The 13,589-nt window shown below is 61.9% G+C and carries 13 protein-coding genes; 10 read left to right on the top strand and 3 right to left on the bottom strand.

Translation table 11 applies throughout. The annotated features are described in order from the left end of the window. The first annotated feature begins 196 nt into the window (after positions 1 to 196). On the top strand, positions 197 to 631 hold the full coding sequence (locus tag Q0792_RS00265) for a YHS domain-containing (seleno)protein (protein ID WP_298835493.1): 435 nt from the start codon (positions 197 to 199) through the stop codon (positions 629 to 631). 307 nt (positions 632 to 938) lie between these two features. After that, positions 939 to 1,172: a hypothetical protein gene (locus Q0792_RS00270; protein ID WP_298835495.1), complete on the top strand. Its 234-nt coding sequence runs from the start codon at positions 939 to 941 to the stop codon at positions 1,170 to 1,172. Positions 1,173 to 1,256: 84 nt separating this feature from the next. Here the strand turns inward: Q0792_RS00270 and Q0792_RS00275 are convergent, their stop codons facing one another. Further along, complete coding sequence (locus Q0792_RS00275) at positions 1,257 to 2,795, bottom strand: trimethylamine methyltransferase family protein (protein WP_298835496.1); 1,539 nt, start codon at positions 2,793 to 2,795, stop codon at positions 1,257 to 1,259. A 405-nt stretch (positions 2,796 to 3,200) separates the two neighbouring features. Here Q0792_RS00275 and Q0792_RS00280 point away from each other — a divergent pair, with 405 nt between their 5' ends. Then, positions 3,201 to 3,806: an outer membrane beta-barrel protein gene (locus Q0792_RS00280; protein ID WP_298835497.1), complete on the top strand. Its 606-nt coding sequence runs from the start codon at positions 3,201 to 3,203 to the stop codon at positions 3,804 to 3,806. 52 nt (positions 3,807 to 3,858) lie between these two features. Here Q0792_RS00280 and Q0792_RS00285 read toward each other — a convergent pair whose 3' ends face one another. Then, positions 3,859 to 5,031, bottom strand: coding sequence for a pyridoxal phosphate-dependent aminotransferase (locus Q0792_RS00285; RefSeq protein ID WP_298835499.1), 1,173 nt, complete (start codon positions 5,029 to 5,031; stop codon positions 3,859 to 3,861). A 222-nt stretch (positions 5,032 to 5,253) separates the two neighbouring features. Here Q0792_RS00285 and cysS point away from each other — a divergent pair, with 222 nt between their 5' ends. The 4 genes from cysS (at position 5,254) to Q0792_RS00305 (ending at position 9,923) form a co-directional block, all read left to right on the top strand. After that, positions 5,254 to 6,714 (top strand): cysteine--tRNA ligase, encoded by a 1,461-nt coding sequence (cysS, locus tag Q0792_RS00290; protein ID WP_298835501.1) that lies wholly within the window; start codon positions 5,254 to 5,256, stop codon positions 6,712 to 6,714. 106 nt (positions 6,715 to 6,820) lie between these two features. Beyond that, positions 6,821 to 8,443, top strand: coding sequence for a citramalate synthase (gene cimA, locus Q0792_RS00295; protein ID WP_298835503.1), 1,623 nt, complete (start codon positions 6,821 to 6,823; stop codon positions 8,441 to 8,443). After that, complete coding sequence (locus Q0792_RS00300; protein ID WP_298835505.1) at positions 8,440 to 9,162, top strand: trans-aconitate 2-methyltransferase; 723 nt, start codon at positions 8,440 to 8,442, stop codon at positions 9,160 to 9,162. The genes cimA and Q0792_RS00300 overlap by 4 nt, the downstream gene beginning before the upstream one ends. Next, positions 9,159 to 9,923, top strand: coding sequence for a squalene/phytoene synthase family protein (locus tag Q0792_RS00305; protein WP_298835507.1), 765 nt, complete (start codon positions 9,159 to 9,161; stop codon positions 9,921 to 9,923). The genes Q0792_RS00300 and Q0792_RS00305 overlap by 4 nt, the downstream gene beginning before the upstream one ends. 14 nt (positions 9,924 to 9,937) lie before the next feature. On the opposite strand, the gene Q0792_RS00310 is transcribed toward Q0792_RS00305, so the two are convergent. Then, entirely contained in the window at positions 9,938 to 11,161 is a 1,224-nt protein-coding gene (locus tag Q0792_RS00310) for an MFS transporter (RefSeq protein WP_298835509.1), read from the bottom strand. A 78-nt stretch (positions 11,162 to 11,239) separates the two neighbouring features. Between Q0792_RS00310 and Q0792_RS00315 the strand changes: the two genes are divergently transcribed. From Q0792_RS00315 to Q0792_RS00325, 3 genes are read left to right on the top strand one after another with little or no spacing between them, the layout of a single operon-like run. Then, complete coding sequence (locus Q0792_RS00315) at positions 11,240 to 11,983, top strand: precorrin-6A/cobalt-precorrin-6A reductase (RefSeq protein WP_298835511.1); 744 nt, start codon at positions 11,240 to 11,242, stop codon at positions 11,981 to 11,983. 1 nt (position 11,984) lies between these two features. Beyond that, positions 11,985 to 12,611: a DNA-3-methyladenine glycosylase 2 family protein gene (locus Q0792_RS00320; RefSeq protein ID WP_298835512.1), complete on the top strand. Its 627-nt coding sequence runs from the start codon at positions 11,985 to 11,987 to the stop codon at positions 12,609 to 12,611. Beyond that, positions 12,608 to 13,273, top strand: coding sequence for an alpha/beta fold hydrolase (locus tag Q0792_RS00325; RefSeq protein ID WP_298835513.1), 666 nt, complete (start codon positions 12,608 to 12,610; stop codon positions 13,271 to 13,273). Before Q0792_RS00320 ends, Q0792_RS00325 begins: the two co-directional genes overlap by 4 nt. The last annotated feature ends 316 nt before the right edge of the window (positions 13,274 to 13,589 follow it).

Genomic DNA, 13,589 nt, shown 5'->3' on the forward strand with positions numbered 1-13,589 from the left:
ACGGCGAAACTCCCAGGGGTGCTTCGGCACCCCTTTTTCTTTCCCGCCTGCCGGGTGCCGAGGCGATAAACTGCAACTGAAATCTGTGTGAAAATGCCGCCCGTTTTTCTGGCGGCAACGTCATGTGCAAGTGAACGCAACCTCCGTTAGCAAACGGGCATCCCGATCCCGGGACTTTTTAATAACGGAGATCACCATGCTCAGAAAATCCCTTCTCGCTCTTGGTCTTGCTGCGGGTGTGGCGCTGACCGCCCAGACGGCCGCGGCCGGAAACCAGCTTGCTGTTGCAATCGGCGGCTATGACACCGTGTCCTACCATTCGGGCACACCCGCGCAGGGCGAGGCACGCTTCAACCACTTCTGGAACGGTGCCGTCTGGTACTTCAGCAGCGAGGAAAACCGCGACGCCTTCAAGGCGGACCCGGCCTCTTATGCGCCTGCCTATGACGGATACTGCTCGTGGGCGGCCAGCCAGGGCTACAAAGCGCCGGGCGATCCGACCGTCTGGCAGGTGGTCGATGGCACGCTCTACGTCCAGGTCCACCCACGGGCCCAGACCCTCTGGCAGGAAGATATCCCGATGTACATCACCGCAGGTGACGAGAACTGGCCGCGTATTCATCCGTTCTGACCCCTCACAACGCAGAACGCGGCCAGAACCCGGGCGAGCCACTGTCGCCCGGGCTTTTTGCATCTGCAGGTTCCCGCCGATGCTGCGTTTCGGCGGTTCAGCGCCGGAACAGCCAGATATAGGTCATGGTTTGCCGAAAATCCCGCCGGCAGGATTTTGCCCGGCAGAGTCTCTCCGATGAAATCACCTGCTTTGGGCTGGCAGGTGCCGGTTTTCAGCCCCTGGTGCTGCAGGGGATGTCATCGTGCAGGACCGGTGCCATGTGAGGGGGGCGGAGATGTTCCGCTTAAAAATGGGAGTAATCATCATGACCAGAACAACCCTTACGTCGATCGTCCTTGCCCTCGGTGTCGCGGGTGCCGCAACAGCCGCGACAGAGGCAGATGCCAACGGCGACGGCGTTCTGACCATTGACGAGGTGCAGGCGGTGATGCCTGACATCACGGCCGATGCCTTCAACACAATGGACCTGAATGCCGATGGCGCGCTGGATGCCGCGGAAATTCAGGCTGCTCAGGAAGCCGGTCTGATGCCCACCTGATCCCTGGGCGTCTGGTTGCCGGTCGCTGCCCTGTGACCGGATCCGGACAGTGCCCCCGGTGCGATACCGCACCGGGGGTTGCTTTTATGCCGGCAGGTAAATGCTGAACTTTTCGCGTATCGCGGCATCAAGAGCCGGATCGAACCGTGCCGCCGCGCGCTGGCCGAGGATTTCCTCTTTGCGCAGGCGGGCATTTTCGATCAGATCCGGTTTGCCGTTTTCGGCCCATTCCTTGGGGGATGTTCTGTCTCCCAGGGCGGGATAAACGTGGTCAATCTCCATCCGGCCGAGGGTCTGTTCAGTGCCAAGGTAGTGGCCGGGACCACCGATGCAGACCTCGCGCATCTGATCCAGTGCCAGTGTCTCTTCATTCACTTCGATGCCCCGCACACAGCGCAGCGCCTGACCGATCAGGTCGTCGCTCAGGATCAGCGATTCCAGACAGAACCCCAGCAGTGAGGCATGCATGCCCGCGGCTTCATAGACCATGTTAAGCCCCGAAAGCCCTGCCATAACATTCGAGCACATCTGCTCCCAGCCGGCCTGCATATCGGGCAGTTTGGCATCAGCAATGCCCGCCGCCGCCCCGCCGGGCAGATCGTAATACTTATGCATCTGTGCGCAGCCTGCAGTCAGCAGGGCCTGCTCGCCCGATCCACCGGTCATCGCGCCCGTGCGCAGATCAAGACCAAAGGGCCATGTGCCGAAAATCGCCGGATGGCCCGGTTTCACGGCCTGTACATAGACCAGACCGGCCAGGCATTCGGCCACCGCCTGTACAATCGCGCCCGCTACGGTCGAGGGGGCAGTGGCGCCGGCCATGCCCGCAGACAACAGCAGCACCGGCATGCCGTAGCGGATGCATTCCTCCATCACGAGGCAGGATTCCGTGGCAAATTTCATCGGCGGCACGACAAAGCAGTTGGAATTGCTCATAAAGGGCCGTTCGCGCCATTTGTCCTCGCCCCCGGCGATCATGTGCAGCAGCTCGATGCAGGGTTTTACATGGGCAGGGTCATAAAACGACGTGCCGATATGTTTGGTCGTGCCGGCGGCGGTGGCATAGACGGTGTTGATGTCCATTTCCATGTTGTCGGTGACGTCGCGGGCGACCATGGGGCGCTGCAGAAAATGCACATTGTCGAGTACGTCGGTGATCCGGGCCGCGTCGTGCAGATCCTGCAGGGTACTTTCCCGGTAAGTGCGACCGTCAGGTTCCACCAGATGAACTGCCGCGCCAGCGGTGCCATAGTGCACGCGGTTGCCCGACAGGTTCAGGTCGTGTGCCGGATCGCGCCCGAAAAGGGTCACCGTGCGGTTGGCACGCGCAATGGCATCCTCGACCAGCGCGCGGGGAAAACGCAGGCGTCCGTCATCGCCCTGTATCGCGCCGGCGGCAGTCATATATTCAACGCCCGTTGGGGGCGCGTCTACCAGACCGATCTCCTCGAGTGCCTGCAGCGCGGCATTGTGGATGTTGTCCATATCAATGGCACTCAGAGGCCGGTAGGTGCCGCCTTCAAGGCCGGGCCTGACGGGGCGCATATGCTCGGGCAGAGCGCGGGCGCGTGCTGCACGGCGCGCCGAACGGCCTCCGCTGCGGGATTTGGTCGATTGTGTCATTTGTATTGTCCGGAAAAGGGAAAGGGCGTTATGGGATCGGTCTCAGACCGCCGCCGGACGCCCCCGCGCCGCGCGTCCGCGTTCCGCGCCGATCGTGCAGACCACCAGTTTGATCTTACTGCGTACGCCCTGCATGCGCGCCTCCCTGTCTGTGGCAGGGTGACGCAGCGGTGGCGGACCGGTCAAGTCTGTTTGCGACCTCACGAAATTTTTTTCCACAGCAACGGAACCGGCGGGAAGTGGCCGGGTAAAGCACCATGCTGGCAGTGTTCTGCCGGAAATCCGGTGGTTCCGGGCAGGATGTCCGGTCCTTTTTGGCAGGCCCATTGAACCAGCTTCGGACATGCACAGGTCCAGGGGACGGGTCGGCAGTTGAGCCGGCCGGAAGATGGCAAGGAGACAGTCATGAAAAAGACAAGAGCATTCCGCGCAGCGCTGATCGCTGCAGGTTTCACCGCCACGGCTGCAACTGCAGGATCACCTGAGGCACCAGTGATTGAAACAGTCCCTGTGGCACCTGCGCCTGAGCCTGTGTATTCAGGCGGCCAGTGGACGGGCGGCTACGCCGGTGCCCAGCTGGGATACGGTGATGTCAATGGTGACAGCGCGCTGGACGGCGTGGACGGTGATGACACGCTTTATGGTCTGCACATCGGTTACAACTATGACTATGGCGCCTGGGTCAGCGGTATCGAGCTGGACTATGACGAGACTGACATCGACATCGGTGCCGGTGCGGCCACGGTCGAGGACGTCACGCGGCTCAAGCTCAGGGCCGGTTACGACATGGGGCGCTGGCTGCCCTATGCCACAGCAGGTGCGGCACGTGTGAACACCACAGCGGGTGACGACACAGGGCCGTTCTATGGCGTGGGTGTCGCCTGGCAGGCCACTGAGCGTCTCACCGTTGGTACAGAACTGCTGCGTCACAACTTCAGCGACCTTGGCAATGCTGCAGGCGCTGACGCGGATGCCACGACCCTGACAGTGCGTGCATCATTCCGGTTCTGACCGGAGCCGACACGCACCGGCCCGGATGTCTTCCCCCCGCATCCGGGCCAATTCAGACGGCCAGCGCCTCGGCATGTGCGCAGAGCTTTTTCAGCGAGACCTCAAAGGCGTCGTCTGCGACGGTCATGGCTACGCGGATATGCCCCGCGGCTGAACGGCCAAAGCTTTCACCGGGCATAACGGCGATATGGTGGGCGTCCAGCAGGCTGTAGGCGAATTCTTCGCCGCTCAGACCTGTCGCGCGGATATCCAGCATCAGATACATGGCCCCCTGTGCCGGCACCAGGGCCACCGTATTCTGTCCGGCCAGCACCTGCTGTGCCAGTGCCCGCCGCCGCCGGAAAGGCGCAGCAATCTCTTCTTCGAATTCTGTGCCGCGGGTCAGCGCATAAAGCCCTGCATCCTGGATGAACCCCGGCACGCCATAGGTGGTGTTCGTCGCCAGGTTGATCAGGTTCGAGATGGCCTCTTCCGGCCCCACCAGCCAGCCGCAGCGCGATCCGGTCATGGCGTGGGATTTGGACAGTGATCCAACAACAAGCGTGCGTCCGGCCATGCCCGGCAGACTGCGCGGGCTGATATGGCTGCCTTCCCAGACCTGGGTGTCATAGACCTCGTCCGAGATGAGCCACAGATCATCGCGGCAGCAGACCTCTGCGATCCCCTCCAGCGTGGCACGGGAATAGACCACGCCCGTAGGGTTGTTGGGGCTGTTGATCAGCAGCGACCGCGCGCCCGCGGAATGGGCTGCGATGTCGCTGGCGCGGGGCTGAAACGCATCCGAGGCGCGGGTGGTGATTACCTGTGGTACGGCACCGGCAGCGCGCAGCGTACCGGGGTAGGTGGCATAATAGGGATCAATGTACAGCGCCGTATCGCCTGCGTCGCAGGCGGCGATATGCGCAGAAAAGAGGGCAGACTGCCCACCCGGCGTGATCAGAACATTACCCGGTTTTGTCGGCACCCCTGTCCGGGCCTGCACGCGTGCGGCGACCGTTTCGCGCAGCGGCTCAGATCCGGGGATTGCCGCATAGCCCGTATTGCCCGCCAGCGCCTTGCTGTGCATTTCCTGCAGGATCGGTGCGGCAGTGCGGATATCATGCTCGCCAATGGTCAGCTCTGTGACCGGCGTGCCGGCCGCGATCATGCGGCGCGCCTTGAGAAAGACGTCCCATCCATCGGACCCGCCGCCGTTGATGCCCATAAGGCGCTGTGAAAGCTGCATCTCTGCCTCCGCTCAGTTGTCCGGGCAGAGGCGCATTGCCCGCGCGATTCGTCAATCGGGCTTGACCCGGGCGCGGCCCCCGTGCCACATGCTCCCTATGACCCGTACAACAATTATCTGCTGTATTATTAACTGAACGCTTCCTGCGGGCAGTTCTGGTCGTTTCCATTCTGACAGATGATTGCTATGCCCGCGCTGACCCCTGCGCCAAGGACACCTGTCATGACGACACTCACACTGCACAACACCCGGACCCGGAAGAAAGAGGCCTTTGTGCCCATCGATCCGCAAAACGTGCGGATGTATGTCTGTGGCCCGACCGTTTATGACCGCGCGCATCTGGGCAACGCGCGCCCGGTGATCATCTTTGACGTGCTTTACCGGCTGCTGCGCCATGTCTATGGGGCGGATCACGTGACCTATGTGCGCAATTTCACTGACGTCGATGATAAGATCAACGCCGAGGCGCAGCGCCGCAAAGAGGCCGGCGCCCCCGGCACGCTGGAGGATCTGATCCGCGAACGCTCGGACGAGACGATCTCGTGGTATCTGCAGGATATGAAGGAGGTCGGTACGCTGGAGCCCAACAAAATGCCACGCGCCACCGAATACATCGGCCAGATGATCGCCATGATCGAAACGCTGATCGGGCAAGGGCATGCCTATGCCGCCGAAGGCCATGTGCTCTTTGCCGTGGACAGCTGGAAGGAAAGCTATGGGGCGCTGTCGGGCCGCACCGTGGATGATATGATCGCCGGTGCGCGGGTCGAGGTCGCCCCCTACAAGCGCAACCCGATGGATTTCGTACTGTGGAAGCCCTCGGACGATGATCTGCCCGGCTGGGACAGTCCCTGGGGCGCGGGGCGTCCGGGCTGGCACATCGAATGCTCCGCCATGGCGCGCGAATTGCTGGGCGAAACGTTTGACATTCACGGCGGCGGCAACGATCTGATGTTCCCGCACCATGAAAACGAGATCGCCCAGAGCTGCTGCGCAAATGGCACGGACGTCATGGCCAATGTCTGGATGCACAACGAGATGCTGCAGGTTGAGGGCAAAAAGATGTCCAAGTCCCTCGGCAACTTTTTCACCGTGCGGGACCTGCTGGATCAGGGCGTGCCGGGCGAGGTGATCCGCTTTGTGATGCTGTCGACGCATTACCGCAAGCCGATGGACTGGACAGAGAAGAAACGTCAGGAGGCGGAGAAGACGCTGCGGGAATGGTATACTGTTATCGACGAAGACCGTGATAAACTTGCCGGGTCAATCAGTGGGACAAACCCACCTTTTTCGGTGGTGGATGCACTTGCCGGCGACCTGAATACCCACAGTGCGTTGACTGAAATGTACCGTCTTGCAAAGGACGCAAAGGGTTCGTTCGAAAGTAAAGTACAACTTGCAGAAGGGCTCTGGTTTCTTGGTTTTGACTATACATCTAAATGGTGGACCTCTTTTGGGTACTCCCTGGATAAAGCTCTGAACGATCCTGTCGACCTCACCGCTTACGAGGGCGCCATGGCAGTCGCACGCACCGAGGCAATGACCACCAAAAATTTTGAAGCTGTGGATGCCCTCAAAACAATGCTGGTCAGCGCGGGTGTGGAAGTCCGGATGAGTAAAGACAAGGTCGAACTCGAGACAACTCCGGACTTTGACCCCTCAAAGCTGGAACCTCTGAAGTGATCCCTCTGCGACCCCAGGCCAGCACCCGCACCGGGCACCGACGTCATACCGACGTTTTACCTACCCGAGCCCGCACCAACGCCCTCAGACAGCCGGAAAAAATCGCATGACCCGTGAACGCCTGTACCTCTATGACACCACCCTGCGCGACGGCCAGCAGACCCAGGGCGTGCAGTTCTCGACGGACGAAAAACGCGCCATCGCCGCGGCCCTCGACGCGCTGGGCGTGGACTATATCGAGGGCGGCTGGCCCGGGGCGAACCCCACGGACAGCGCTTTTTTCGACAATGCTCCGGACACCCGTGCGCGCATGACGGCCTTTGGCATGACCAGACGCAGCGGCATGTCAGCGGAAAATGACGATGTACTGGCGGCGGTGATGAATGCAGGCACAGCTGCGGTATGTCTTGTTGGCAAGACACATGATTTCCATGTACGCGCAGCCCTGGGTGTTGAGCTGGCAGAAAATACTGAAAACATTGCGAAATCCATTGCGCATATTGTGGATCAGGGACGCGAAGCGCTCTTTGACGCCGAGCACTTCTTTGACGGGTACAAAGCCAACCCGGATTACGCGCTGACGGCGGTACGTGCGGCGCTGGACGCCGGCGCGCGCTGGATTGTTCTGTGTGATACCAACGGGGGGACGCTGCCCGAAGAGGTCGGTCGCATCACCGCACAGGTGATCGCTGCGGGCATCCCCGGAGACCGGCTGGGTATTCACACGCACAACGATACCGAAAATGCTGTGGCCTGCAGTCTGGCGGCGGTGGATGCCGGCGCCCGCCAGATACAGGGCACCCTCAATGGCCTCGGCGAGCGCTGCGGCAATGCAAATCTGACCGCACTGATCCCCGTTCTGCTGCTGAAAGAGCCCTATGCCAGCCGGTTTGAAACCGGCGTTACGCCGGAGGCACTGAAAACACTGACGCGTACCTCGCGGATGCTGGACGAAATCCTGAACCGGGTGCCGCGCGCCCAGGCTGCCTTTGTTGGTTCTTCGGCCTTTGCGCACAAGGCCGGTCTGCACGCCAGCGCGATCCTCAAAGACCCGAGCACCTATGAGCATATTGATCCGGCGGATGTCGGTAATGCCCGTATTATCCCAATGTCGAACCAGGCGGGTCAGTCAAACCTGCGCGAACGGCTTCAGGGTGCCGGACTGACAGTTGAAAAGGGCGACCCGGCGCTTGGCCTGATCCTCGATACGATCAAGGAGCGCGAGGCTGAAGGGTATTCCTATGACACGGCCCAGGCCAGTTTTGAGCTGCTGGCGCGCTCGGCCCTCGGGCAGATGCCGGACTTTTTCGAGGTTAAACGGTACCGGGTGACCGTAGAGAGGCGCAAAAACAAATACGACAGAATGATCAGCCTGTCCGAGGCTGTCGTTGTTGTGAAAATCGATGGCGACAAGAAGCTCTCTGTCAGCGAGAGCATGGACGAACTGGGGTCTGACCGCGGGCCGGTCAATGCGCTGGCCAAAGCGCTGGCCAAGGATCTTGGCCGGTACCAGACGATCATCGACGACATGCGGCTGGTGGATTTCAAGGTGCGGATCACACAGGGCGGTACAGAGGCCGTGACAAGGGTCATTATTGACAGTGAGGACGGGCAGGGCCGGCGGTGGTCAACTGTCGGGGTCTCGCCCAACATAGTGGATGCCTCTTTTGAGGCGCTGCTTGATGCCATACGCTGGAAAATCCTGCGGGACCGGAAGCAGATTGCATGAACGACGCCTACCGGGATGCTTTTTTCACGTTGCACCGCGACCTGCCGCGCGAGGGTCCTGGCGAGCCTGCCGATGTTGCCTGGGCCGCGGACCTTGCGGGTGTGGGCCGCAAAGCGCGTATCTGCGACGCGGCGTGCGGACCGGGGGCGGACATTCCAGCGCTGCTTGCAGCAGCACCGGAGGGCCATGTCACAGCGCTGGACAAAACGGAGAGCTTTGTTGACCAGGCAAAGGCCGCACATGGTGCTGACCCGCGTACAACAATCATGGCCGGTGATATGGCAGATATCGCCGGGCCATACGATTTCATATGGTGTGCGGGGGCGGTTTATTTTCTGGGGGTTCGCGAGGCACTGGAAACATGGAAGACAGCGCTGGCTCCCGGTGGCGCGATCGCTTTTTCCCAGGTCTGCTGGTTTACAGAAACGCCGTCGCGCGCGGCTCTGGAGGGATGGGCTGAGTATCCGGATATGACCGGAGAAGCGGGCCTCCTCGATCACATCCGCGCTGCCGGATACGATTGCGCGGGAACGCGGCGTCTGTCAGACGCGGCGTGGGAGGCCTATTACCAGCCAATGGACGCCCGGATTAACGCTCTTGCGGTGGACGCAAAGGGCGCGCTTGCCGATGTGCTTCAGGAAGGGCGGGACGAGGCCGCGCTCTGGCGGGATCACCGCAATGAATTCGGGTACCTGCTCTGTGTTGTACGGCCGGGATGATATTTGACGAGGACCTGACCGCCTGTGCTGCGCTGGTACAGAAGGCGGACCCGGACCGGTTTGCAGCTGCAATGGCCGGGCCGGTCGATGCGCGGCGGATACTGTTTCCCGTTTATGCCTTTAACGTTGAGGTGTCGCGGGCGCCATGGGTGACGCAGGAGGCCATGATTGCCGAGATGCGGTTGCAGTGGTGGCGTGATGCGCTGACCGAAATCGGCGCGCGCGGCATTGTGCGGCGCCATGAAGTGGTCACGCCGCTGGCGCTGGCTCTGGACAGTCAGGGCGCAGAGGTGCTGGACCGCCTCGTGGCAGCCCGGCGCTGGGATATTTACCGGGATCCGTTCGAGGATGCAGCGCATTTCTCCCGGTATCTGGACGAAACAGGGGCCGGGCTGATGTGGGCTGGCGCCCGTGCGCTGGGGGCCGAACCCGAACACGAAGCCGCAGTGCGCGCCCTGGGCAGGGCAGCCGGTCTGGCACGGTTTCTGCAGGCCGTCCCGGCGCTTGAGGCAGAGAAACGCATCCCGCTCGTCGATGGGCGCACTGATGCCGTCAGAACCCTTGCTTCAGACGCGCTTGCGACTTTTTCACGCCGGGACCTTCGCCGGTCTGTCGGCAGAAAGGCCTGGCCTGCACTGACAGAGGCGTTTGCCGCGCGCGATCTTCTGGAGCAGGTGGTGCGCAGGCCGCATATCGTTGCCGAAGGCGGGATGGGAATGAACCCGCTGAAGCGCAGCCTGCGCCTTTGGCAGTGGGCCTGAGCAGGACCGCCGGATCAGACGGTCTGTGGTTTGGGACGCAGCACCAGCCAGATCAGCGCTGCGCCGGCCAGTGCCAGGAACGGCACCATCGCGATATTGACCGCAGCCCAGCCTTCTTGTGGTGTGCCGCCTGAGCAGTTCATCAGCCCGCCGGATGACAGCGACGCGACTGTCACACCGCCAAAGACCAGCAGATCATTGATCCCCTGCATACGGCCACGTTCCTGCGGTGTATGTGATCCGGCCAGCATAGTGGTGGCGCCGATGAAGCCGAAGTTCCACCCGAGGCCCAGCAGGATCAGCGCGATGTAGAAGTGGCCGAGCTCTACACCGGACAGGGCGACAGCGCCCGCTGCACCGAGGATCAGCAGTCCGAGCCCCATGATCTTTTCCACACCGAACCGGACAATCAGGTGACCGGTAAAAAAGGACGGGGCGAACATCGCGAGCACATGTCCGGTAACGACGTTCGAGGCGTCGGCGACAGCGAAACCACAGCCTACCACCGCCAGCGGTGTTGAGGTCATTACGAGGTTCATCAGCGCATAGGATACCATCGCACAGATCACAGCCACGGCAATGCGCGGAGTGCGCAGAAGCTCACCGATGCTGCGGCCGCGGTCCGATGCTTCCGTGATCCGGTCAGGTCTCGGGATGTCGAGAAACGCAAAGAGCATCATCCCGATGATGTTCAGCACGATGGCCGCAATATAGACGGGGAAGAACCGCATCACGGTGGCATCGGGCGTGTTGCCGCTCAGATAGCCTACAAGCTGCGGGCCGATGATGGCCGACAGCAGACCGCCTGCCATAACATAGGAGATCGCTTTGGGCCGGAAGCTCTCAGATGCGGTGTCTGCGGCGGCAAACCGGTAAAAACCCTGTGCCGACATATAGATACCCGTCAGATAGCTGCCCAGAAGAAACAGGCTGAAGCTTTCCATTGTCAGTGCCCATGCACAGATGACCGCCCCGATCAGCCCGCCTGTTGACCCCACAAGAAAGCCGGCACGCCGGCCGAACCGCTGCATGATGCCCGACAGCCAGGGGGCGGTGGTCATCGATCCGAAGACGATCATCGAGATGGGCAGGGTGGCCAGGCAGACGTTGGTTGCCAGCTGCTGACCTGCTAGGCCGCCGATCACAAAGATCATGGTGATCTGGCTGCCAAGGAAGGCCTGAGCAAGGACCAGAACGGTTACATTTCGCCTGGCGCGGCTGTCGTCTGCATATTCCATAGGTACTGTCAGTAGTCCTGCTGCGTTTGTGGAGCAAGCCCTCTTGTCTGGCCTGTCCTGTGCGATAATGATGCAGCCATGAGGAACGCTGGAAAGACCCTTGTCCTGGCTGGTGCCAGGGAAGCGCATGGGATGATTATCGGACTGGTCGCGCGGGGAAGGGATGTTATCGCCAGCCTGCCTGAACCTGAACGCGGGGTGGAGCCTTTGCCGGTGCCCACGCGGGTCGGGACTTTTGCCGGTCCGGACGGTCTGCGGGACTGGGCATTGTCGCAGAATGTGACGACTGTGATTGATGCCAGTCATCCGTTTGACAATGATATCAGCAACCAGGCCAGTCTTTTCTGCAGCCGTCACCAGGTGCGGTATATGCGTGTGCTGCGCAGTGTCTGGTTGCCAACGGGATCTGACCAGTGGACGAGCTATCCGACCACGCGGGCTGCGGTTGCTGCAGTGCCGGAGGGCGCGCGGGTCTTTTCGAATACCGGATGGGGCAGCCTGCCGGACTACGCGGATTTCGCCGGGCAGGTGGTCTATCTGCGCCAGACCCGCATGCCGGCCACACCCTCGCCCTATCCCTATCTGAAATTCGTCGAAGGCAAACCGCCCTTTTCGCAGCGCCAGGAGCAGGCGCTCTTTGCGGCCTGCCGGATCACACGGCTGATCTGCCGCAATGTCGGCGGCGTTGCCAGCATGTCGAAATTACTGGCCGCGCGGCAGCTGGGGATCCGGGTGCTGATGGTTGACCGGCCGCCGCCACCCGTGGGAGCCACCGTTGTCGAGAGTGTAGCCGAGGCGCTTGCCTGGGAAGCTGACAGCTGACATGAGCAGGATCATCGAAACCGATGCGGATGTCAGCGCCGGAGCAGCCTGGCTTGCCGGACAGGACCCGCATCTGGCCCGCGCGCTGGTGGCCACCGGACCTTTGCCGCTCAGGCGCAGGCCCGACGGGTTTTCCGAACTGCTCAGTGCGATTGTCAGCCAGCAGGTCAGCGTGGCCTCGGCGCGAGCGATACAGACCCGTCTACTGGAGGCCGGTATGACCTCTGAGGCGGCAGTCCGCGCTGTGTCCGAAGTAGACCTGCGTGCGCTTGGCCTCAGCCGTCAGAAAGCCCGCTATGCCCATGCGCTGGCCAGCGCAGCGATCGATTATCCGGCCCTGCGCACCGCCTCCGATGCCGAAGTGGTCCGCACGCTGACTGCGGTGCCGGGCATCGGCGTCTGGACTGCGGAGATCTATGCGATGTTCAGCCTTGGCCGTCCGGATGTTTTTGCAGCCGGCGATCTGGCGCTGCAGGAGGCAGCGCGCGTGCTTTATGACCTGCCGGAGCGCCCCAGAGAGCGCGCCCTGCGGGAGAGGGCCGCCGCCTGGTCGCCCTGGCGATCAGTTGCAGCACGACTGCTCTTTGCGTACTACCGGGTGGCCAGACAAAGGGATGGGATCACATGACCAGAGTACTTAACGCAGAACGCCGCGCGCCGGTATCCGGGGACACGCGCTCTGTGGTGGTTTTTGTGCACGGATACGGCGCGAACGGGGCTGATCTGCTGGGCCTTGCCGATCCGCTGGGCGAGCATCTGCCTGACACGCTCTTTGTGGCGCCGGACGCGCCTGAGGCCTGTGCCGGGGCGCCGATGGGGTTTCAGTGGTTCCCGATCCCCTGGATAGACGGCTCTTCCGAAGAAGAATCCGAACGCGGCATGATGCAGGCGGTCGATGACCTGAATGCCTTTCTGGATGCGCTGATGGTGGACGAGGACGTCCTGCCCGAACAGGTGGTGCTCTTCGGGTTCTCACAGGGGACCATGATGTCCCTGCATGTGGCACCAAGGCGCGAGGATGAGATCGCAGGGATCGTTGCCTTTTCGGGCCGTCTGCTGCGCCCGGAAACGCTCGCTGATGAGGTGGTGGTCCGCCCGCCGGTTCTGCTGGTTCATGGTGATCAGGACGACGTGGTGCCGCCGCAATCCCTGCCGCAGGCCGCAGAGGCCCTGCAGGAAGCCGGCTGGCAGGACGTCTATGCCCATATCATGAAAGGCACCGGCCACGGCATAGCGCCCGACGGGCTGTCAGTGGCGCTGGCCTTTATGCGCGACAAGCTCAGTCTGTAGAGGCTACTCTCTGAGGCACCCGATGTTCGGTCACCGCGGGCTTAAAGACCGTTGACCGAACCGGTCTGAATGTCGGGTTGTCGTACGGACCGTCCGGTGTGGCTGTTTCAGATGTGCAGACGATTGGTTGCGGTTCTCGCGGTGGCATTCCGGTCAAATGTGCTGCGGATCTGCGGCAATGTGCCGGAGGCGCCGGTCAGTTGCCGCCCGGGCGCTGGTTTTCCGCGTACTGCACGACCGCCGCGCAATCTCCGGGGCTTTCAGGCAGGCATGGGTGATACTGGCTGCGCACCTTGACGCCTGACGACCGGAAGGG

The sequence above is a fragment of the uncultured Roseobacter sp. genome, assembly GCF_947495025.1.
Classification (GTDB): domain Bacteria; phylum Pseudomonadota; class Alphaproteobacteria; order Rhodobacterales; family Rhodobacteraceae; genus Roseobacter.

Excerpts from the sequence above, each read along its gene's own strand:
- Q0792_RS00265 (WP_298835493.1), top strand. The coding sequence starts at position 197 with ATGCTCAGAAAATCCCTTCTCGCTCTTGGTCTTGCTGCGGGTGTGGCG.
- Q0792_RS00270 (WP_298835495.1), top strand. The coding sequence starts at position 939 with ATGACCAGAACAACCCTTACGTCGATCGTCCTTGCCCTCGGTGTCGCG.
- Q0792_RS00275 (WP_298835496.1), bottom strand. The coding sequence starts at position 2,795 with ATGACACAATCGACCAAATCCCGCAGCGGAGGCCGTTCGGCGCGCCGT.
- Q0792_RS00280 (WP_298835497.1), top strand. The coding sequence starts at position 3,201 with ATGAAAAAGACAAGAGCATTCCGCGCAGCGCTGATCGCTGCAGGTTTC.
- Q0792_RS00285 (WP_298835499.1), bottom strand. The coding sequence starts at position 5,031 with ATGCAGCTTTCACAGCGCCTTATGGGCATCAACGGCGGCGGGTCCGAT.
- cysS (WP_298835501.1), top strand. The coding sequence starts at position 5,254 with ATGACGACACTCACACTGCACAACACCCGGACCCGGAAGAAAGAGGCC.
- cimA (WP_298835503.1), top strand. The coding sequence starts at position 6,821 with ATGACCCGTGAACGCCTGTACCTCTATGACACCACCCTGCGCGACGGC.
- Q0792_RS00300 (WP_298835505.1), top strand. The coding sequence starts at position 8,440 with ATGAACGACGCCTACCGGGATGCTTTTTTCACGTTGCACCGCGACCTG.
- Q0792_RS00305 (WP_298835507.1), top strand. The coding sequence starts at position 9,159 with ATGATATTTGACGAGGACCTGACCGCCTGTGCTGCGCTGGTACAGAAG.
- Q0792_RS00310 (WP_298835509.1), bottom strand. The coding sequence starts at position 11,161 with ATGGAATATGCAGACGACAGCCGCGCCAGGCGAAATGTAACCGTTCTG.
- Q0792_RS00315 (WP_298835511.1), top strand. The coding sequence starts at position 11,240 with ATGAGGAACGCTGGAAAGACCCTTGTCCTGGCTGGTGCCAGGGAAGCG.
- Q0792_RS00320 (WP_298835512.1), top strand. The coding sequence starts at position 11,985 with ATGAGCAGGATCATCGAAACCGATGCGGATGTCAGCGCCGGAGCAGCC.
- Q0792_RS00325 (WP_298835513.1), top strand. The coding sequence starts at position 12,608 with ATGACCAGAGTACTTAACGCAGAACGCCGCGCGCCGGTATCCGGGGAC.